This window comes from Nocardia citri, from assembly GCF_054065835.1.
The window spans coordinates 292,226-311,477 of sequence record NZ_JBSUQM010000007.1 but is presented as its reverse complement, the minus strand read 5'-3'; the positions used below and the strand labels follow the sequence as shown (position 1 = coordinate 311,477).

The 19,252-nt window shown below is 65.1% G+C and carries 20 protein-coding genes, 2 tRNA genes and 1 pseudogene; 8 read left to right on the top strand and 15 right to left on the bottom strand.

Features of this window, described 5'->3' with window-relative positions; genetic code table 11:
- Positions 1-362: 362 nt before the first annotated feature.
- From ACW2Q0_RS14145 to ACW2Q0_RS14135, 3 genes are all read right to left on the bottom strand, one after another.
- Positions 363-1,067, bottom strand: a complete 705-nt coding sequence (locus ACW2Q0_RS14145) for a PIG-L deacetylase family protein (protein WP_457190089.1) — start codon at positions 1,065-1,067, stop codon at positions 363-365.
- A gap of 119 nt (positions 1,068-1,186) precedes the next feature.
- Positions 1,187-1,360 (bottom strand): hypothetical protein, encoded by a 174-nt coding sequence (locus ACW2Q0_RS14140; protein WP_457190035.1) that lies wholly within the window; start codon positions 1,358-1,360, stop codon positions 1,187-1,189.
- A gap of 588 nt (positions 1,361-1,948) precedes the next feature.
- On the bottom strand, positions 1,949-2,173 hold the full coding sequence (locus ACW2Q0_RS14135) for a hypothetical protein (RefSeq protein ID WP_457190033.1): 225 nt from the start codon (positions 2,171-2,173) through the stop codon (positions 1,949-1,951).
- Positions 2,174-2,685: 512 nt separating this feature from the next.
- Here ACW2Q0_RS14135 and ACW2Q0_RS14130 point away from each other — a divergent pair.
- Positions 2,686-3,012 (top strand): annotated as a pseudogene (locus ACW2Q0_RS14130) (cytochrome P450); the annotation flags it as partial.
- Positions 3,013-3,078: 66 nt separating this feature from the next.
- On the opposite strand, the gene ACW2Q0_RS14125 reads toward ACW2Q0_RS14130, so the two are convergent.
- The gene (locus tag ACW2Q0_RS14125; RefSeq protein WP_457190031.1) at positions 3,079-4,272 is read right to left on the bottom strand and encodes a cytochrome P450; all 1,194 of its coding nucleotides are present in this window, start codon (positions 4,270-4,272) and stop codon (positions 3,079-3,081) included.
- Positions 4,273-4,919: 647 nt separating this feature from the next.
- On the opposite strand from ACW2Q0_RS14125, the gene kdgD reads away from it, so the two are divergent.
- Both kdgD and ACW2Q0_RS14115 read left to right on the top strand, forming a co-directional pair.
- Positions 4,920-5,834: a 5-dehydro-4-deoxyglucarate dehydratase gene (gene kdgD / locus ACW2Q0_RS14120; protein ID WP_457190029.1), complete on the top strand. Its 915-nt coding sequence runs from the start codon at positions 4,920-4,922 to the stop codon at positions 5,832-5,834.
- Between the two features lie 17 nt (positions 5,835-5,851).
- Entirely contained in the window at positions 5,852-6,985 is a 1,134-nt protein-coding gene (locus ACW2Q0_RS14115) for an L-talarate/galactarate dehydratase (RefSeq protein ID WP_457190027.1), read from the top strand.
- Between the two features lie 132 nt (positions 6,986-7,117).
- On the opposite strand, the gene ACW2Q0_RS14110 is transcribed toward ACW2Q0_RS14115, so the two are convergent.
- The 9 genes from ACW2Q0_RS14110 to pgsA form a co-directional block, all read right to left on the bottom strand.
- A complete protein-coding gene (locus tag ACW2Q0_RS14110) occupies positions 7,118-7,561 on the bottom strand; it encodes an SRPBCC family protein (protein WP_457190025.1) in 444 nt (147 codons plus the stop codon).
- A 29-nt stretch (positions 7,562-7,590) separates the two neighbouring features.
- Entirely contained in the window at positions 7,591-7,935 is a 345-nt protein-coding gene (locus ACW2Q0_RS14105; protein ID WP_457190023.1) for an ArsR/SmtB family transcription factor, read from the bottom strand.
- The gene (locus ACW2Q0_RS14100; protein WP_457190021.1) at positions 7,932-8,381 is read right to left on the bottom strand and encodes an SRPBCC family protein; all 450 of its coding nucleotides are present in this window, start codon (positions 8,379-8,381) and stop codon (positions 7,932-7,934) included. The genes ACW2Q0_RS14105 and ACW2Q0_RS14100 overlap by 4 nt, the downstream gene beginning before the upstream one ends.
- Positions 8,382-8,534: 153 nt before the next feature.
- Complete coding sequence (locus ACW2Q0_RS14095; RefSeq protein WP_457190019.1) at positions 8,535-8,705, bottom strand: hypothetical protein; 171 nt, start codon at positions 8,703-8,705, stop codon at positions 8,535-8,537.
- The gene (pspM, locus tag ACW2Q0_RS14090; RefSeq protein ID WP_457190017.1) at positions 8,702-9,592 is read right to left on the bottom strand and encodes a phage shock envelope stress response protein PspM; all 891 of its coding nucleotides are present in this window, start codon (positions 9,590-9,592) and stop codon (positions 8,702-8,704) included. The genes ACW2Q0_RS14095 and pspM overlap by 4 nt, the downstream gene beginning before the upstream one ends.
- Positions 9,593-9,745: 153 nt before the next feature.
- Complete coding sequence (gene pspA, locus ACW2Q0_RS14085) at positions 9,746-10,582, bottom strand: phage shock protein PspA (RefSeq protein WP_457190015.1); 837 nt, start codon at positions 10,580-10,582, stop codon at positions 9,746-9,748.
- A 202-nt stretch (positions 10,583-10,784) separates the two neighbouring features.
- Positions 10,785-11,222 (bottom strand): helix-turn-helix domain-containing protein, encoded by a 438-nt coding sequence (locus tag ACW2Q0_RS14080; RefSeq protein ID WP_457190013.1) that lies wholly within the window; start codon positions 11,220-11,222, stop codon positions 10,785-10,787.
- A gap of 169 nt (positions 11,223-11,391) precedes the next feature.
- Positions 11,392-11,886, bottom strand: a complete 495-nt coding sequence (locus ACW2Q0_RS14075) for a CinA family protein (RefSeq protein ID WP_457190011.1) — start codon at positions 11,884-11,886, stop codon at positions 11,392-11,394.
- Entirely contained in the window at positions 11,883-12,539 is a 657-nt protein-coding gene (pgsA, locus tag ACW2Q0_RS14070; protein ID WP_457190009.1) for a CDP-diacylglycerol--glycerol-3-phosphate 3-phosphatidyltransferase, read from the bottom strand. Before pgsA ends, ACW2Q0_RS14075 begins: the two co-directional genes overlap by 4 nt.
- Positions 12,540-12,928: 389 nt before the next feature.
- On the opposite strand from pgsA, the gene ACW2Q0_RS14065 reads away from it, so the two are divergent.
- The 3 genes from ACW2Q0_RS14065 to ACW2Q0_RS14055 all read left to right on the top strand — a co-directional run bounded on the left by ACW2Q0_RS14065 (position 12,929) and on the right by ACW2Q0_RS14055 (position 14,447).
- Entirely contained in the window at positions 12,929-13,495 is a 567-nt protein-coding gene (locus ACW2Q0_RS14065) for an amino-acid N-acetyltransferase (protein ID WP_457190007.1), read from the top strand.
- A 16-nt stretch (positions 13,496-13,511) separates the two neighbouring features.
- A complete protein-coding gene (locus tag ACW2Q0_RS14060) occupies positions 13,512-13,799 on the top strand; it encodes a YciI family protein (protein WP_457190004.1) in 288 nt (95 codons plus the stop codon).
- A 108-nt stretch (positions 13,800-13,907) separates the two neighbouring features.
- The gene (locus ACW2Q0_RS14055) at positions 13,908-14,447 is read left to right on the top strand and encodes a hypothetical protein (RefSeq protein WP_457190002.1); all 540 of its coding nucleotides are present in this window, start codon (positions 13,908-13,910) and stop codon (positions 14,445-14,447) included.
- Here ACW2Q0_RS14055 and ACW2Q0_RS14050 read toward each other — a convergent pair.
- Positions 14,444-15,445 carry a TerC family protein gene (locus ACW2Q0_RS14050; protein WP_457190000.1) on the bottom strand — a complete coding sequence of 334 codons (1,002 nt, stop codon included), beginning with the start codon at positions 15,443-15,445 and terminating at the stop codon, positions 14,444-14,446. The genes ACW2Q0_RS14055 and ACW2Q0_RS14050 overlap by 4 nt on opposite strands.
- Positions 15,446-15,991: 546 nt before the next feature.
- Here ACW2Q0_RS14050 and ACW2Q0_RS14045 point away from each other — a divergent pair.
- Both ACW2Q0_RS14045 and ACW2Q0_RS14040 read left to right on the top strand, forming a co-directional pair.
- Positions 15,992-16,064, top strand: a tRNA-Trp gene (locus tag ACW2Q0_RS14045).
- Positions 16,065-16,228: 164 nt separating this feature from the next.
- Positions 16,229-16,305, top strand: a tRNA-Leu gene (locus ACW2Q0_RS14040).
- Positions 16,306-16,586: 281 nt separating this feature from the next.
- On the opposite strand, the gene ACW2Q0_RS14035 is transcribed toward ACW2Q0_RS14040, so the two are convergent.
- Positions 16,587-19,172, bottom strand: a complete 2,586-nt coding sequence (locus ACW2Q0_RS14035; protein ID WP_457189998.1) for a DNA translocase FtsK — start codon at positions 19,170-19,172, stop codon at positions 16,587-16,589.
- Positions 19,173-19,252 lie beyond the last annotated feature (80 nt).

Below are 19,252 nucleotides of genomic sequence, written 5' to 3'. Positions count from 1 at the left end.
ACATTCGCTCGAAGAGACGCGATCGGCTTCACAACACGGCCTGTGACAGCCTAGGTGAAGGTGCGCCGTGACGGTCCCGTCCCCGGCCACCACCCTCGAATCGGTACGATTTCGCTATCACGGCCATGGGACACGACCCCTCGAGCCTCCCTCGCGCAAACGGAATCGCCGCTGTCGATCAGTACCCGCCGACAACCGTGTTCGCACCATCGGCGCAGATAACCGGCCGATGACCGGCGACGCCATTCGTCGAGTAGTCCGACCTACGACCGGACCGTTCGTCACCGGTAAACGTGATTTCCGCAGCATTTCGGTGGAGGCCGGTCCGCCGCCGCAAGTCGACGTGACTGTTGTCACAGCGATCAGCCGAAGTGGTAGAGCTCGAAACCGACGGCGCGCGCGGCGGGAAAACCGGGCCTCTGGGCGGTCGCCATGTCGACGATCGCGCGCACCTGGTCGGCAACCGGCTCGGGGCTGAGCGCCTCGAGATAGCGGCGGTGCTCGGCCAGCGAGGCGGCGGCCAACTCGATGGTATCGGTGACATCGACGGCGTGGGTGGCGTTCGGACCGACCAGCGCGCCCAGCCGGGGCGACCACGGGGGCTCGGTGAGATCCGGAAAAATCCACTCGTTGCCCGCGTCGGAGATCGCATCGAGGGCGGCGCGGCCGACCGCGCGATGGTCGGCGCTATTGGTGTAGCCGGGCGCCCAGGTGTCGCCGAAATTGAACAGCACCACGAATTCCGGACGATGGCGGCGAATAGCGGCGGCCAGGTCACGACGTAGCGCCAGGGTTTGTTCGACGCGGCCGTCCGGATAGCCCAGGAATTCCACCTCGCGCACCCCGACCACCCCGGCGGCGGCGATCTCCTCGGCCTCGCGCAGCGGTCCGGCCTCGGCGGGCGCCATGCCCGCGATCCCGGCCTCGCCCGAGGTCACCAGGACATACCGAATGTCCTTACCCTGCCCCGTCCACCGGGCCACCGCGGCGGCCGCACCGTATTCGATATCGTCCGGATGCGCCACGATGACGAGACCACGCTGCCAATCCTCGGGAACATGTTCCACACGAGTCATTCAAGCAGAACCGCGAACACGGGTGGGCTGTGCGCTGTCCGCTACGGGCGGCGCACAGCCCACCTCTGGCATCCGCGGCTCCCGAAGTCCCGGCGGGCCCGCGCAGGAGGCTACAGCTTGCTCACGGTGGAGTTGTCCGAACCCGCGACCGCCTTGTACAGCAGGTAGAGCCCGAACACGACAGCGCTGATCACCAAAATCGGGAACAGCCCCTTGATCAACGCACCGATGATGGCGAGCGCGATCCAGACGACCGCGACGATACCGATGATTTTCCACAACATGCCAGCCTCCAGAAGGACTCGGGCGAACCGTCATCCGACGATCCGACACCTCAATGCTGGCAGCCCGATAGCGATAAATCACCAGATCAGCACCGATATCCGGGTGAAGATCAGGGTTCACCCTGACATCGGATCCGCACCCGTACCTCGGCCCGCTTTCCGAATTATCAAGTGCGACACCGGAAAACATCCATGTTGTCCGGGCTGGCGCACCTGCGACACTGAAGGCTGTCCGATCGTATGTTCTCCGAACCTTAAGGGGTCACCCATGACCAGGTACGCACACTATGTCGGCAGTCTTCCTGCGGATCTGAGTCGGGCGACGACGCTGTCCTGCAGTGGTTTTCCGACCGCACCGCGGGCTGGCCGGTCACTGCCCTCCCCTGCGATCTCGACCCCGACTGGATCATGGACTATCTGCTGACCCGCAAACAGCATTCCGATGTCTTCGAGATCGTCCAGACGGGCGGATACGCCGATTACAGCGACTTCCCCAGTTATGGCCTGCGATCCGGCCAGAAGCTCGAAGTACGGCACGTGTCGATGGACCGTGTCGAGCGCATCGGCGAGGTGGTGGCCGCGTTCGAATCATTGCAGCGCGAGCGGCCGGAGTTGACCGATACGAAAGTGCAGATAAGCCTGCCGAATCCACTGGATCTGGCCATGTTCGTCTTCGCGGGCGCGGCCGTATCCGGCGGACTGCCGGTCGGAAAGGCGTTGCGGCACTTCGATCTCACGGTCGCCGCGTTGCGGCAGCTGCCGGTATTCACCGAAGCGGTGGTGCAGGAAGTATCGCAAGTGCTCGCTCGGCACGGCGACCGTATCGTCTGGCAGCTGGAGTCCCCCTTCGCGCTGTTGAGCATGGTCAAAGCGACACAACTGGGTTCACGATGGGCGTTGGCCCCACTGGTGGCGCGACAGCTCGCCGGCGTTCTCGGGCGACTGCACGAGATCGGCGCCGAAACCATCGTGCACCTGTGCTACGGCGACTATCGGCACGAGAGCCTGCTGGCCCCGCGCAGTGTGGCGCCCGCCGTGTCCCTGCTCAATCACGCTGGGCGACTATTGGATCGGCAGGGGGCGCCACTGCCCCCGGTGCATATTCCGTGTGCGTACGGCTCCGAGCCCGCGCCGTTGGAACCCCGCTTCTACGCTCCCTTGCGATCACTCGCACCCGACCGGCGAGTGATCGCGGGTGTGGTGTCCACGGATTCGGTCGAGAACAGCGACCGAGCGCGCGCGCTTTTCGAGGCGGCGTTGGGTCGCAACGCCTTCGGCGTCGCCACCGCGTGCGGACTCGGACGATGCACCCCCGAAGTCGCCCGGTCTGGTTGCCCGACGACCAACCGGTCCTCATCAGCCTCACCGGCTGCAATAACGACCCCGCGATTCGCGGCGACGACGACGCCGACGGACGACGTCTCGGCAATCGCTCGCACCTGGCGTGGAGCGCCGGGCCGCACGCCTGCCCGGCCAAAGGCGTTGCCTACCTGACTGTTCAGTACGCTATCGATCAGCTCTTCGACGCCCTTCCCGATATCCAACTCGCGGTGCCCGAGCAGCAGCTGGTCTGGCGGCCGGGTCCTTTCCACCGTGCGATGGCGGCCTTCCCGGTCGTTTTCACACCGACCGCGCCGATGAAAATCATGTAGATGCCGGCCACCTGGCGCAGGGGCGAGATCGACGGTCTCGGCCCTGCGCTCGGTGGTTCACAAATCTCAGGGAAGCGGAAACTCCGGGAACGGAGCGGACTTCGGGAAGGCCACCGGCAGTGCGGTCAGCGCGCGGTGGAACGGTCCGGTGCGCCAGCCGAGTTCGGCGGCCGGACCGGCCAATTCGAGCTCGGGCAGGGCATCGAGAAGCTGATCTATCGCCTCCTGGGCAATCAGATAGGAGGCGTCCTGCGCCGGGCACATGTGCGGTCCGGCACTGAAGGCCAGGTGTGACCGATTGCCATCGCGCTCGACGCCGTCGACGGCATTGACGGTCGGATCGCTGTTGCATGCCGCCATGCTGATGACGACCGGCTGGTGGGCGGGCAGCCACACGCTATTGAGCAGGATCGGTTGGCGGGGATAGGAAATGCAGTAATTCGCCAGCGGCGGGTCGGTGAACAGCACCTCATCCAGCGCGTCGCGGGTCGACAGACTACCGCTGTGCATGCCGGCGGCGAACCGATCGTCGGTCAACATCAGCCGCAAGGCATTGCCGATGAGGTGGACCAGCGGCTCGACCCCGATCGCGTAATACGTCACCAGCTGCTGGATCACCTCTTCATCGGTCAGACCGCTCGGGTGACGCATCAATCGAGTCGTGATGTCGTCACCGGGCACCTCCCGCTTGCGATCGATGTGCATGCGCAGCGCCTCGTACAGCAGGCGATCGCCCGCACCGATCTCGGCCCCGGCATCGAACATGTCGTCCAGCGCCGCCGCGATCCGCGCGCCGATATCGGAATCGATGCCCAGCATGGTGTTCACCGCGGTGAACACCAGGGGAAATACATAGCGCTGCAACACATCCGCGTGCCCGTCGGCACAGAATGTGTTGATCAGCGGGATCGCGATCTGCTCGATCACCGCGTGCATGCCGAGCAGATTGACGTCACTGATCGCCGCGCTGGTGGACTCGCGATAGCGCTTATGTTCCGGCCCGTCGGTGCGCAGGGCATTCTCTCGGCGCTTCATCATGCCGAGTACCGGACAGTCGGCCGGGATCTTCCGCTCCCAGGACCGAGGATCCGCCGGAAAGTGGTCCGGATCGGTCAGAATGCGGACGGCGGTGTAGTAGCCGATTACCAATGTGGCGGGTACGCCCGGGGCGAGATCCACCGGCACCAGCGAACCGAACTGCTTGCGCATCCGCGCGTAGGCCTGGTGCGGGTCGGCGGCGAACTCCGGGGTGTACATCATGATGCGCGGCCCGGCCCCGAAGCCTGGTGAGCCGCCAACCGAGGAGCGTGATTCGGGGGGATGTGTGTGCGTTGCCACAGTTGAACTCCGAACTTTTGAAAGCTAAAGAACCTTGACAATCGAGCAGACCCGGCACTGGCCTCGGTTACGTCACAGCAGCGAGCTTCGGCAGGTTGATGACAACGGATTACGAACAAACTCCCTCGCACGACTTCAGTCGTGCCGATCTACCCCACTTGGGCAGCATGTGTGGTGCGGGTCGTGAGCTTCCCGCCGGTTCTGCTCACGATCCAAATCCGTTGCCCCAGACCAGTTCTTGCGTGTCCGCGATTATGATAGCGACCACTCATGAGACGCGCAGCCCAACACCCTTTCGAGCAGGCATTCGCCCGGGTTCAGCCGATCAGAACTGCGCCGGTGATGGTCATTCGGCTCCTGTCGGGCCTCACAGCAACATGTAGGGGTCAGCGTGCCGGCCGCCGGGTCGATCGAGTAGCAGGTGATCACAGTGGATTCCCGCGAACACGACACAGTCGGATCCGATGCCATTCGAGTATCGGTTGATTTCCAAACAGTGTTGGACCGGCATCGTGCGCCGGACCTAATCTCCAGAGAAATCAGCGATTTCCGTTGCCAGGAGGACATCCGTGTCGCAGCTATCCGCCGAGGAATTGGGACCCGCGCTCGGGCGCGGATTGCTCTCCTTCCCGGTCACCCATTTCGACGCCGAACTGAACTTCGACGAGCAGGCCTATCGGGAGCACATCAGCTGGCTGTCCCGATACGAAGTCGCGGGCCTGTTCGCCGCCGGTGGCACGGGCGAAGGCTTCGCCCTGACCGGTGCGGAGATCGATCGCGTGGTGCGCGCCGCGGTGGCCGAGACCGCCGGGCGAGTTCCGGTCGTCGCACCCGCGACGGCGGGCACCAGAATGGCGCTGGAACAGGCGCGGGCCGCCGAGGCCGCGGGAGCGGACGGAATCCTGCTGTTGCCGCCGTACCTCGTAGAGGCATCGCCGGATGGCCTGGTCGAACACGTGGCCCAGGTGTGCGCGGCGACCTCGCTCGGCGTGATCTTCTACAGCCGCGCCAACGCCACCTGCGACGATGTGACCGTGGCGCGGATGGCCGAGCGCAGCCCGAACCTCATCGGCTTCAAGGACGGCGTCGGAAATATCGAGTCGATGACGCGGATTTACGCCCGCATGGGTGACCGGTTGACCTACATCGGCGGCCTGCCCACCGCGGAAACGTTCGCACTCCCCTACACCGAGATGGGGGTGAGCACCTATTCCTCGGCGATCTTCAATTTCGCCCCCGAATTCGCGCTCGATTTCTATCGCGCGGTCCGCGCCCGCGATCACGCGACCGTCTATGCGCACCTGCGCAATTTCGTCATTCCCTACCTTGACATCCGCGACCGCCGACCCGGGTACGCGGTATCGATCATCAAGGCCGGTCTCACCGCGGTCGGCAGACCATTCAGCCGGGTCCGCCCGCCGCTCACCGACCTCACCGAGGCCGAGCTGACCGAGTTGACCACCCTCGTGAAGACGATCGCCTGACCTGAAAGACCCCCACCATGGACTCCCCCATTCGCGACCGAATCACCGGCGTCAAGATCTCCTCGGTCACCGTGCCCCTGCCCACCGGCATCAGCGATGCCAAGGTGCTGACCGGTCGGCAGAAACCCATGACCGAAGTGGCCGTGCTCGTCGCCGAGATCACCACCGAGGCCGGACTCGAAGGCATCGGCATCAGCTACTCCAAGCGCGCGGGCGGGCCCGGCCAGTTCGCACATGCCCGCGAGATAGCGCCCGTGCTGCTGGGTGCGGACCCCAGCGATATCGCCAAGATCTGGGACAAACTCATGTGGGCGGGCGCGTCGGTCGGCCGCAGTGGGCTGTCGGTGCAGGCGATCGCCGCCTTCGATGTCGCCCTGTGGGATCTGAAGGCCAAGCGTGCCGGGTTGCCGCTGGCGAAACTACTCGGCGCCCACCGCGATTCGGTGCGCTGCTACAACACGTCCGGCGGGTTCCTGCACGCCTCGATCGAAGAGGTCGTCGACCGTGCCACGGCATCGCTGGAACACGGCATCGGCGGCATCAAAATCAAGGTCGGACACCCCGACAACGCCGTCGACCTCGCCCGTCTCACCGCCGTGCGCGAAAAGCTCGGCGACCGTGTGCCGTTGATGGTCGATGCCAACCAGCAGTGGGACCGCCCCACCGCCCGCCGTATGTGCCGGGCCTTCGAACCATTCGGGTTGGTGTGGATCGAAGAACCCCTCGACGCTTACGACTTCGACGGCCACGCCCAACTCAGCGCCACGTTCGACACCGCCATCGCCACCGGTGAAATGCTCACCAGCGTCGCCGAACACACCCAACTCATCGCTGCCCACGGCGCCGACATCGTGCAGCCGGACGCACCACGGGTCGGCGGCATCACCCAATTCCTGAAGGTGATGGCCCTGGCCGACAGCCAAAACCTACAAATGGCACCACATTTCGCGATGGAAATCCATATCCACCTCGCCGCCGCCTATCCCAGACAACCCTGGGTCGAACACTTCGAATGGTTCGACCCCCTCTTCAACGAACGCCTCGACATCAGCGACGGCCGCATGCACCTCTCCGGACGCCCCGGCCTAGGCATCACCCTCAGCGACCAGGCCCGCGCCTGGACCATCGCCGAACACACCATCCACTCCTGACCCACCGCACGCCACTGAGAAGGTGCTGGTCAAATGCTCACCTGGTATCTGTGGCGGCAATCGGCCCGAGAGACCTGCGCCACCAATACATGGTGAGCGTCTGTCCGATTTTGGGCCCCGGGGCTCGGGGCGTCAGTTCCAGTTGTCGATCTTGACGTCGTGCGGGTCCGGCGCACCTTTTCCGGTCTCCACCAGCGACTTCAGGCTCAGCAGGAAGACCGCCCACTTGGTGCTGCAATGGTGCATGAATTCCACCGGCTCCTTCCAGCCTTCGTGGTTGAAGAGCACGACGGTATAGTCGTCTACCTGTTGCAGGCTCCAATCCACGTGGGTGCCGACCCATTCTTCAGGACCCTCGACCACTTCCCACAGCACGTGCCGGTCCGCGTCGAGTTCGAGGACCTTGATATCGAATCCACCGGCAACGAAACGGAATTCGAGCACGTCGCCGACGTCGCTGCCTTTGCCCGTAGTGTTGGTCGCCCACCAACCGGCCAGCCCGTCGACGGTGGTCAGGGCTGAATAGACCTGGGCCGTCGGCGCTTTGACCGCGATCCTGTGCAAGATATCCACCATTTTCGAATCCTCTTTCCAGTGTCGGTTTTTCACTGCTGCTGATCTTTTGTGCGCTGAATCGCCTCGGCGATCCGCTTGATGCGCCGGAGCCTGGCATCCCACGCCGCCCCGACCGAGGACAACTGCGCGACCGCGCGGGCCAGCTGTGCCTCATCCACCCGGTACCTGCGCTCCCGCCCGGCGGGCGTGGCATGCACCAGACCGACGCGGTCGAGCACACCCAGATGTTTCGCGATGGCCTGCCGTGTCACCGGCAGCTGCTCACTGAGGCTGGTGGCCGTACCATCGCCGGCCGCCAGGAGCAGGTCGAGCATCCGCCGACGGGTCGGATCTCCGACCGCGGACCACAGGTCGTCGTCGACGGTAGTGGTCACCGGGTCGACACCAACCGCGCGATGTACTGCCCGAGTTGCGGAACGAACCTGTCCCAACCAGCGGCGTGATCGCTGTAGACCTCCGCCAACTTCGCTGCCTCCCAACCCATCTCGCGGAACCCGGTCTCAGTGAGCCGAATCCTGGTACCCGCGCCCGACGGAGTGAGCTCGAAGGTGACCAGTAGCGAGTCGGCGAGGTCGGCCGAGCCTTCTGGATAGCACCAGCGGAACGAGAACAGTCGGGGCCGCTCGACGGTCACGACCGTGATCGGAGCGACATGTTCCCGATCGCCGAAGACGAGCTCACCGACCGCGCCGGGAGTCGCATCGAAATCGGCCGCGTCGGACCACCATTCGGAAATGTGTTCCGGGCTGCTGACTACCTCGAAGACCACCTCGGGTGAGGCGTCGACATGGATCTCGCGTTCGATGCTGCCGTACTCCATATTCTCCCCTTCATATGCAACGATTGGTTGCACATCACGCTAGTCGACCATCCGCAGTAATGCAACCATCGGTTGCGCATCGGCTGATCGGGGCCCGGGCGGCGGAACCCCGGCAAGACCATCACGCATGGTCAGCCGGGTTTGGGCGGTGGCTCAGACGTTCAGCCCGGGTTTGGTGACATAGCCGTATTGGAAGGCGAACAGGCCATCGAGGGCGACGAGCCACCGCAAGGTACTCACCAGTGGCACCGGGAGTGTGTACGCGTGCACGACCCGCACCGCGACGCCCCGCCAGAGTCGAAGATCGTCACCTTCGCCGGTCAAATCCCCTGTGTGGGAGGCGAAGTGGGCATGTGCCGGTCGGCTACCTCGGTGAGGGCCTGTGCCCACCCGTCGAGGCGATCCGCCGCGTCCCGCAGATCGGCGACAATGGTGTCGAAATTGTGCCGCAGTACCGCACTTTCGGGAACCGCGAGAATCCGTGCCGCCGCGGCGACCACCTGTTCGTATTCGGCGACGCCGCTATCGAGGCGGCCGAGCGCGAATTGCATATTCTCGGTAAGCCCGACGGCGGCAGCGGATTTCGAGCGGCCCATGGCACCGAATGCCTGCTCCATCGCGGTGATATCGGCGGCCAGCGCATGCAATGCGGCTGCGCCCGAGCCCGCGGTTTCGATCATGTCGGCGATTTCGTCTTCGGGGAGCCGATTCGAGCGGGCGATCTGCGTGCCGAGGCCGTGTAAGGCCTTTTCCGCACGAACCAGACGAGAAATCGGTCCACGCGCACAGGACCACGGCGGTGGTTGTTTGCGCGGAACGAAGGCGGCAAGCGGCAGCGGCGCGCTTCGCATTTGAAGGTAGCGGCGGGCGCTCAATGCGGTGCCGGTAACCAGCGCCACCGCTCCCCCGGCGACCACGACCACGGCCCATACCGGTGCCGAAATCACCATCAGCCCAACGGTTCCCGCAGTGGTGAGACCGCCGACCGCGCCCAGTTGGAAACTACGCCGACGGGCCCGGCGACGCTTGCGTAACTCCCGCTCGCGCGGATCCGCCCAGCGCCGTACGGCCACCAGCGCATGCTCGCCGACCTCGCGCAGGTTGTCGGGCAAGCTCCCCGGCTGTGGTGCCAGAACCGCCTGTGCGCGCACCAGCGCCACACCGCGACGACGACCACCCTTACCTTGTTCGCGAGGTCCCTGCGGGCTCATCGCTCTCCTTCAGGGCACGCGTTCGGCGTCGCGACCAGCGGTGGACGGACAGGCAGGGCCCGAGCATGACCGACGGCCGACCCACCAGGTACCCGTGCCATCACTTCCACCGAACCAGTCCTCGCAGAACAGTATCTACTTCGAACGACGGCGCTACTGCTGCGCGGTCTGGCCCTTGTGCATCTGTGGCTGCGGCTGCGCCGGATTCGCCTGCGCCGCACCCGGACCGATCGCCGGCGCGGTCGCGCCACCGGCGGGCAGCGCATCGCCGCGCATCGAGGCACGGATCTGCTCCAGCTTGCTGTGTCCGGCCATCTGGATGCTGGCCTGCTGCACCTCGAGCATCCGCCCCTGCACCGAATTGCCCGCGAGTTCGGCGGCGCCCAGCGCATTCGCGTAGCGACGCTCGATCTTCTCGCGCACGGCATCCAGGCTCGGCGTGGTGCCGGGCGCGGACAGCGTCGAATCCATCTGCTGCAGCGATGCGGAGACCTGCTCCTGCATCTTGGCCTGCTCCAGCTGGCTGAGCAGCTTGGTGCGCTCGGCGACCTTCTGCTGCAACAACATCGCGTTCTGCTCGACCGCCTTCTTGGCCTGCGCCGCCGCCTGCAGCGACTGGTCGTGCAGCACCTTGAGATCCTCGACGGCCTGCTCGGCGGTGACCAACTGCGCCGCGAATGCCTCGGCGGCGTTGGTGTACTGAATCGCCTTCTCGGTATCACCGGCCGCGGCGGCCTGATCGGCCAGCATGACGGCCTGGCGCGCGTTGGCATTGAGCTTCTCGACATCGTCGAGCTGACGGTTCAGCTTCATCTCCAGCTGCCGCTGGTTACCGATGACCGATGCGGCCTGCTGCGAGAGGGCCTGATGCTGACGCTGAGCTTCCTCGATAGCCTGCTGGATCTGGACCTTCGGATCCGCATGCTCCTCGATCTTCGAATCGAAGAGGGCCATCAGATATTTCCAGGCCTTGACGAACGGATTAGCCATCGATTGATCCCGCCTCCATAAGATGCGCCGCGCTTTACCGCGACTCTAGTGCGCGACCGTCACGCACGCGATATGTGCCTATCCTCCACCATGTGGCACCTGGGCCGGGCGAACCCGGCCCAACCGACGCCTAGTACAGAATCTATCCGTTTTCGGCACCGATTCGCAGCGTCGGCCGCGGACGCCATCTCTGCTCCGTCGATCAGTTGCTTTTCACCAGGACCAGCATGTCGGCCTTGGGCGCCGGAATGACGATCCGGGTGTCCTCGGCGATTTGCGGGCGGGCACCGGCCACCGACATCGTCGCGGTCGCGGGCTCCGGCGTGGCCTCGGCGGACTCGGCCGCGGCGGTCCGCTCCGCCTCGGGCGCATCGACGGTCTGGGCGGGCGCCTCGGCGGGCAGGCCATCGGCACCGGCCATGATCGTGCTCACATCCCAGAGCACCCGCGACAGCGGCACATCCAGAGCCGCGCAGATGGCGGCGAGCAGTTCGCTGGATGCCTCTTTGCGGCCACGCTCGACCTCCGACAGATATCCCAGGCTCACGCGCGCCGAGGTGGAGACCTCACGCAGGGTCCGGCTCTGGGCGAGACGAGCACGCCGCAAACTGTCCCCGATCGCCTCTCGCAGCAGCGTCATGTCGTTCTCCTTAGCTCCCAGTAACCGGTCCGCAGGGCGCCTGCCAGCGCTGCGCACGCCGTCCTTTCTGGCACAACGACGAACAGAGGCCGGTAGGTTCCCGCGGTGCCGAACCAGGTACCGAAGCACCCGGCCCAACTGACCCATTCGACCGACCTGCAAGCAGTCGCTAGCGGTCGCCTCCCACGATACGACGCAATTCCCGTACCGCGCTGTGAGTAGCGCCGATTCGGATCGCCCACCGGTCACCGTCCAGTTTCAGCCGCATGACCTCGGTATGCCCGGGCCCGGCCAGTCCCAGGAATACCGTGCCGACCGCATGTCCACCCTGGGATTCGGGTCCGGCAACGCCGGTCAATCCGATTCCCCAATCCGCACCGCAGCGCAGTCGCGCACCGACGGCCAACTCTGCTGCGGTGCTCGCGGCGACCGGTCCCTCGGTCGCTAGTACTTCGTTACTGACACCGGCGAGGCGATGTTTGAGTTCGGTCGCGTAGACGACCAAACCGCCGCGTAGCACCGCGCTGGCACCGGGCACTCCGGCGATGGTCGCCGCGAGCAGTCCCGCAGTCAGTGATTCCGCGGTCGCCACGGTCTGTCGCGCGGCACCTAGTTCGCGCACCAATTCGACGACGGGCGCTCCGGTTGTCAGCGGATCGGTCATGCGCCGCGCGTCCGGCCCGGACCTCCCGCGAGCCATACCCGCGCCGCCTGCCCCACGTAGTCGAGGCCGGTGATGACCGTCAGCGCGACGGCCACGTACATCAATGTCATGCCTGCGGTGGCGAATCCGCCGTGCAGCGGCAACAGCAGGACGGCGATCGCGACAGACTGCACCAGCGTCTTCAACTTGCCGCCTCGTCCGGCCGGAATCACCCCACGCCGCGCCACGATCAGCCGCAGCAGCGTGATTCCGATCTCACGACCGCAGATGACCAGGGTGATCCACCACGCCAGATCGCCGAGCATCGAAAGTCCGATCACCGCCGAACCGATCAGCGCCTTATCCGCGATCGGATCGGCGAGTTTGCCGAAATCGGTGACCAGACCGTATTTGCGTGCCAATTGCCCGTCGAACCGATCGGTGATCGCGGCGACGCCGAACAGTGCGGCGGCCGCGATCCGCCAGCCGGTCTGCTGGCCGCCGCCGGCGAACAGCGCCAACACGAATAGCGGAACCAGCGCGATGCGCAGCATGGTCAGCACATTCGCGATATTCATCAGCGGGACGACGGGATCGGACTGAGCGGGCTCGAGTCCGGTGCGGACCGCGGGTTCGGCCCAACGCCGACCGATCTCTTCGGGCTGCACGCTCACGCCTCCGCCTCGCTGGCGCTCGGCTCCGGCGCGCGCGTGCACGGCAGTGACATGGTTCGCTCGCTACGCTCCCGCAGAGCCTCCGCCCCGCCGACACTCGGCCCCGCCGCGCGCGTGCACGGCAGTGACATGGTTCGCTCGCTACGCTCCCGCAGAGCCTCCGCCCCGCCGACACTCGGCCCCGCCGCGCGCGTGCACGGCAGTGACATGGCTCGCTCACTACGCTCCCGCAGAGCCTCCGCCCCGCCGACACTCGGCCCCGGCGCGCAGGCCGCGACATGCGCCGCCACGAGGCTCGAACGCATGCCTAGGCGATGCGGTGAGCGGAGCGGGTGGATGTGCGGCACACGTTCAGAGTATCGGTAACCGGGCCGACTACTGTGCACCCCATGACCTCTCGGGGACCACTTGGTGGTTCGACTAGTGACGCGTATCCGGACGCGGCGGCCGCCGCTCACGAATCCCTACCCCTCGTGCGACGCGCCCGAACCTCCGATGTGCCCCAGATCAAGGCCCTCGTCGATGTCTACGCCGGTCGGATTCTGTTGGAGAAGAACCTGGTCACGCTCTACGAGGCGGTGCAGGAATTCTGGGTGGCCGAACTCGACGGCCGGGTGGTCGGCTGCGGTGCCCTGCACGTGCTGTGGGCCGATCTCGGCGAGGTGCGCACAGTCGCGGTCCATCCCGATGTCAAGGGGCATGGTGTCGGGCGGCTGATCGTGGAACGGCTGGTCGCGGTGGCCAGGGAACTCGAGCTCGGACGGCTGTTCGTCCTCACCTTCGAGGTGGACTTCTTCGGCAGGCACGGGTTCGTCGAAATCGACGGCACACCGGTGACCGCCGAGGTGTACGCGGAGATGTGCCGGACCTTCGATCCGGGCGTCGCCGAATTCCTCGACCTCAGCTATGTGAAACCGAACACCCTCGGCAATACTCGGATGTTGTTGAACCTCTGACCGGAACGGATCGATCGTGCCCATCTTCGCCGTGCATTACACCTACTCCGACGACGCCACCGTCGAGGGGCGTAACACCTTCCGCCCCGAACACCGGGCCTGGCTCAGCGGCCTGATCGATGCGGGTTCGCTGCTGAGCAGTGGCCGCTACCGGGACGGTTCCGGCGCACTGCTGCTGTTCCAGGTCGCGGACGAGGCCACCATCAAGGAACTGCTGCTACAGGATCCGTTCGCCCGCGAGAACCTCATCGCGGAGGTTCGCGCCGTGGAGTGGCTGCCGGCGACGGGCCCATTCGCTTCCTGACCGATCGGGTTGCCCGCCGGGTGTCATCGCTCGGCGGTCAGCGAACTTACGGCGACACGCCGCAGCAGGTGCGGGCGAATCCGAGCCGACCGACGCAGACTCCCCCGTATGCGCATATCCGTCGCGATTTTCGCGTCGATGTCGGTCGCAGCCATCGCACTCGCCACCTGCTCGACGGCGACCGATTTCGACAGTACGGCAAACTTGACGGTCGGGGATCGTCCATTGCTGCGACCGGGCCTGGTCGACCAGTCGAAATACCGCGGTGCCGACGGCTACTACTTCCGAACAGCGGATGGCGGCCTCGTGTGCGGCTTCCTCGACGAGCCGTTCGGACAGCCGAAACGGCCGGTGGGCTGCCAGGGCACGACCCAGCCCACGCCGCCGGCGATGCAGGCCTGCTGGAGCATCGACCCGAGCGCGGCCGCACTCGCGGTAGGCGAGAGCGCCGGATATCTCTGCGTAAACCGGGGCTTGTTCGTCGGCCCCACATCCGGTCCGAATGCGGACCAGCCGGTGCTGCCGGTCGGGTCGAGCCTGAGCGTGTACGGCTTCACATGCCAGGCCCAGCCCGTCGGAGTGACCTGCCGCAATGACGCGACCGGGCGTGGCTTCGAGATCGCACCCGAATACAACCGGGTGTTCTAATCGCCGACCCGGCTCTCTGCGGGCCGAGCCGCACCACGAGTCTCGAGCAGGCTCGCCACGGTCGCGATAAGCAGAATCCCGACAATCATACTCAGCGAGACCGGTGTGGAAATCTCCGGTACCTTGACGTGCTGACCACCGTTGACGAATGGCAGGGTGTTCTCGTGCAGTGCGTGCAGCACCAGTTTGACGCCGATGAACGCGAGAATCGCCGAAAGGCCGTAGGACAGGTAGATCAGGCGATCCAGCAGGCCGCCGATGAGGAAGTACAGCTGCCGTAAACCCATGAGCGCGAAGGCATTCGCGGTGAACACGAGGTAGGGCTGCTCGGTCAGACCATAGATGGCGGGGATGGAGTCCAGCGCGAACAGTAGATCCGCGAATCCGATCGCCAACAGCGCCAACAACAGTGGGGTGACCGCGCGCCGACCGTCGATCCGGGTCAGCAGTTTGTCGCCGTCGTATTCGTCGGTGGTCGGGAGCATCCGCTTGGTCAGCGCCACGATCCGGCTGTCGCGCTTGTCCTCCTGCTCGACCTCGTGTCCGCTCTCGCGCAACAGTTTCACGGCCGTATAGACCAGGAATCCGCCGAACAGATAGAACACCCAGCTGAACGTGCTGATCGCGGCCGCGCCGACGGCGATGAACACACCGCGCATGACCAGCGCCAGCACGATCCCGATCAGCAGCACCTTCTGCTGATAGATCCGCGGAATCGCGAAGCTCGACATGATGATGACGAAGATGAACAGATTGTCCACCGAGAGCGCCTTCTCGGTGACGAAGCCCGCGTAGTACTCGCCGGCGAAGGTCGAGCCCCACTTCCAGGCGACGAATCCGCCGAATACCACGGCCAGGCCGATATAGATCGCCGACCAGATGCCGGATTCCTTGAAGGTCGGATCGTGTGGTGTGCGGACATGGGCGAAGAAGTCGAAGACGAACAGACCCAGGATCACGGCGATCGTCAGGGTCCACTCGAGTGCGGTTACGTGCATGCGGGCTCCGGGTCGGCAATGCGTTCCATGACAGCAATCATGCCCGATTTGCCCGTTCTGTCCAGCTAGCGGAATAGTTGCGACCATGATCACCTGCGGGTCCGGCGACCGCCGTGTCACCTTCACGAGCATGCCCGACCACTACCGCGTCCCGAAAGAGGCGAACTGGGACGAGCGCCCGCCCGCACATATGGCGAGTGGCGGCCGAGCGAGCATCCGCAACGCCTTCCACTGCAGGCACGCCGACAACTCGCCGATAGGGCATAAATGGATTCGTCATCGCATCTGTCGGTGTTAGCGTTATCCAGAACGTAATCGGACCGGTAGTCGGAACCACGAAAGGTAAAGGCAATGACCAGCACCAAGGATGAGGGACTACGCTTCCTCGCCGGTGCCTGGCAATTGCGTTCGGGCACCCGACGGTCGATGTCGCGGCCGCGCCAGGCGAGCACCCGGAGCCGCCCCTGAGGTCTCGATTCGAGAAGGCCTGAAAAGGGGCCGCTCCAGGCGAAATATCCGCCACGGAGCGGCCCCTTTTGTTGTCCAGCGGATGTAGCTCAACTGGCAGAGCGACGATCTCCAAAGTCGTGAGCTGGGGGTTCGAGTCCCTCGATCCGTGCGCATAACTGCACAGTGAATTCGCGGCAGTACGTATTTCGAATTACTGGATTCGAATAATCCCGCTACCTACCGGTTTTGAACCCGTGTAGCTCAAAGGACAGAGCGGCATCCTCCGACGGCGCAGGTCGGTGGTTCGATCCCGCCCACAGGTACCAAAACCATTCCCTCGTAGCCCAATTGGCAGAGGCACCGGACTTAGAATCCGGTTGATGCGAGTTCGAATCTCGCCGAGGGAACCAGTCGCGCGCGGTTTGCGTGGACCAGGGCTCATCAGCGCAACAGACGGAGCACCTGACTCGAGGACTGCGGCTATGTATCTGCCGCCGGTGACACCAGAGCATCGCCGTCCCAGCCTGCTCATGCGGCTGTCCACCTCCTCCATCTCGATGCCGAACACCAGCCGGTCGTCCTCGATAGCCGCGACCCGGCACCGTGCGACACTCCGATTCCGCAGATCACCACGCGTGCACTGACGCCACCGCCCCCGCCGACGGCGAGAATTGCTGCCGCCGTATCGTTTTCACTCCCCTGAGTTATCCGGCTCCGCGTCCCCGCCGCCGCGGATCGTCCACAGCAGCCCGTCGAGCTCATCGGGCTTGATGAGTACATCGCGCGCCTTCGACCCCTCGCTGGGGCCGACGACGCCGCGGGTTTCCATCAGATCCATCAGACGACCCGCCTTGGCGAAGCCGACGCGCAGTTTGCGCTGCAGCATGGAGGTCGAGCCGAATTGCGAAGTGACGACCAGTTCCACGGCCTGAAGGAAGACATCCAGATCGTCGCCGATATCGGGATCGACGTCCTTCTTCTCGCCGGCCTTGGCGGCGGTGACGCCCTCCTGATATTCGGGTTCGGCCTGGTTCTTGGCGAAGTCGACGACCGCGTGGATCTCCTCATCGGAGATGAAAGCACCCTGCAACCGGGTCGGCTTGTTCGCACCCATCGGCAGGAACAGTCCGTCACCCATGCCGATCAGTTTCTCCGCGCCGGGCTGATCCAGGATGACTCGCGAATCCGTCAATGACGAAGTGGCGAAGGCCAATCGGGACGGCACATTGGTCTTGATCAGTCCGGTGACCACGTCCACCGAGGGCCGCTGCGTCGCGAGTACCAGGTGAATACCCGCGGCGCGCGCCTTCTGGGTGATGCGCACGATCGCGTCCTCGACATCGCGCGGAGCGGTCATCATGAGATCGGCGAGCTCGTCGACGATGGCGAGAATGTAGGGATAGGGTCGGTAGACCCGCTCGCTGCCCAGCGGGGCGGTAATGGCACCCGCCTTGACCTTCTTGTTGAAGTCATCGATGTGGCGCACCTTATTGGCCTGCATGTCCTGGTAGCGCTGTTCCATCTCCTCCACCAGCCAGGCCAGCGCGGCGGCGGCCTTCTTCGGCTGGGTGATGATGGGCGTAATAAGGTGCGGAATGCCCTCGTACGGTGTGAGTTCCACCATCTTGGGGTCTATGAGGATCATCCGGACCTCGTCCGGGGTCGAGCGCGCCAGCAGCGATACCAGCATCGAATTCACGAAGCTCGACTTACCCGAACCGGTCGAACCCGCGACCAGCAGATGCGGCATTTTCGCGAGATTCGCCGAGACGAATTCGCCCTCGATATTTTTGCCGAGGCCGATCACCAACGGGTGGTGGTCATTTCGGGTCGCGGGTGCCTTGAGCACATCGGCCAGACGCACCAGTTCGCGATCGGAGTTGGGCACCTCGATACCGACCGCCGACTTACCCGGAATAGGGGCAAGCAGCCGAACATTCTCGGTGGCAACGGCATAGGCGATGTTGCGGGCCAGCGCGGTGATCTTCTCGACCTTCACGCCCGGACCGAGCTCCACCTCGTAGCGGGTGACCGTCGGGCCGCGCACAAATCCGGTGACCGCCGCGTCGATCTTGAACTGCACCAGCACCTCGGTGATCGCCTCGATCATCGATTCATTGGCGGCACTGCGCTTCTTGGGCGGCTCGCCGTCGGTGAGCAGTGTCAGCGGTGGGAGGGTGTAATCACCCTCGACCTCGCGATCGGTGATGAATTCCAGCTGCTTCGGCGGCGGTGGGGTCTGGTCCTCGACCTTGATCGGGGCGCGCTTTTTCGGTTTGGGCTTGTCTTCGGGCTCCACTGTCGCCATCGGTTTCGCATCGCGCAGCGGCGGTTCGCCGATGACCTCGGTAGCCGCATCGGAGCCGCCGAACTCGTCGGGCGGGTAGTTCTCCTCGGGCGTGCGACCGCGCCGCTGCGACTTGGTCTTGCGATGCACCGGGAATCCGTCGGCATCGTAGTTGGCCGGATCGAAATCGGATTCGCCGTCGCAGTCACCGTATTCGTCGCCACCACTGCCGGTGCCGAAGTACTCGCGCAAACGCTGCGGCACCTCGCGCACCGTGGTTCCGGTCACCAGCAGCACGCCGAAAATGATCGCCAGCAACAGCATCGGCACCGAAAGCCAGGCGGTGAGGCCGTTGGTGAGCGGTCCGCCGACCACGAATCCGACGAAACCCGCCGCGCGCGAACGCCCGTGCGCATCGGTCGGCGCTCCCGCAGCGATATGCCACAGACCGAGGACCGGCAATCCGATCAGCAATCCGCCCAATACCAGCCGCGGCCGGATCTCCGGCCGCGCTTCGGTCCGCATCAGAACTATGGCGATTCCGGTGGCCACGAACGGCAGACCGGCCGAAGCCGACCCGGAGACCGCGCGAATCGCATCCTCGACCCAGTGCCCGATCGGTCCCCCCGCCGAAAGCCATACCGCGGCCGCTATCACCGCACTCACGGCGATGAGGGCGAGCGCGATGCCGTCGCGACGATGACCGTGCTCGATTTCCCCGGCCCGGCTCACGGCACGGGTGGTGGCGCCGAGCCCGCGGGCGAGCATATTCCAGCCGCTGCCGATGCCGCGGCTGATCACCGCGAGCGGGGCGGTATTCGACTTGCGGCGAACCGGGCGACGTACCGGTGTGGTGCGGCTACGCGGTGCGGGCGAGCGACGTTGACCGGTGGTGCGAGCCTGGCCCGAACGAGATGTCGCCGTGGTCCGCCCCCGGGCCGATCCCGCCCGCGCACGAGTGGTCGTGGAGCTGCGGGACTTACCTGCCATGGACTCAGGCTACAGCGTGGATCCCTACGGACGAGGTAGGAAAGCACCGACCTTCTCGGACGTCCGCAACTCGGTCGGCC

Bases quoted from the DNA above. Each gene is read 5' to 3' on its own strand.
- ACW2Q0_RS14110 (WP_457190025.1), bottom strand. From the start codon at position 7,561: ATGGTGGATATCTTGCACAGGATCGCGGTCAAAGCGCCGACGGCCCAG.
- ACW2Q0_RS14055 (WP_457190002.1), top strand. From the start codon at position 13,908: ATGCGCATATCCGTCGCGATTTTCGCGTCGATGTCGGTCGCAGCCATC.
- pspA (WP_457190015.1), bottom strand. From the start codon at position 10,582: ATGGCTAATCCGTTCGTCAAGGCCTGGAAATATCTGATGGCCCTCTTC.
- ACW2Q0_RS14140 (WP_457190035.1), bottom strand. From the start codon at position 1,360: ATGTTGTGGAAAATCATCGGTATCGTCGCGGTCGTCTGGATCGCGCTC.
- ACW2Q0_RS14080 (WP_457190013.1), bottom strand. From the start codon at position 11,222: ATGACGCTGCTGCGAGAGGCGATCGGGGACAGTTTGCGGCGTGCTCGT.
- ACW2Q0_RS14125 (WP_457190031.1), bottom strand. From the start codon at position 4,272: ATGATGTACACCCCGGAGTTCGCCGCCGACCCGCACCAGGCCTACGCG.
- ACW2Q0_RS14115 (WP_457190027.1), top strand. From the start codon at position 5,852: ATGGACTCCCCCATTCGCGACCGAATCACCGGCGTCAAGATCTCCTCG.
- ACW2Q0_RS14050 (WP_457190000.1), bottom strand. From the start codon at position 15,445: ATGCACGTAACCGCACTCGAGTGGACCCTGACGATCGCCGTGATCCTG.
- ACW2Q0_RS14075 (WP_457190011.1), bottom strand. From the start codon at position 11,886: ATGACCGATCCGCTGACAACCGGAGCGCCCGTCGTCGAATTGGTGCGC.
- ACW2Q0_RS14100 (WP_457190021.1), bottom strand. From the start codon at position 8,381: ATGGAGTACGGCAGCATCGAACGCGAGATCCATGTCGACGCCTCACCC.
- ACW2Q0_RS14065 (WP_457190007.1), top strand. From the start codon at position 12,929: ATGACCTCTCGGGGACCACTTGGTGGTTCGACTAGTGACGCGTATCCG.
- ACW2Q0_RS14035 (WP_457189998.1), bottom strand. From the start codon at position 19,172: ATGGCAGGTAAGTCCCGCAGCTCCACGACCACTCGTGCGCGGGCGGGA.
- pspM (WP_457190017.1), bottom strand. From the start codon at position 9,592: ATGAGCCCGCAGGGACCTCGCGAACAAGGTAAGGGTGGTCGTCGTCGC.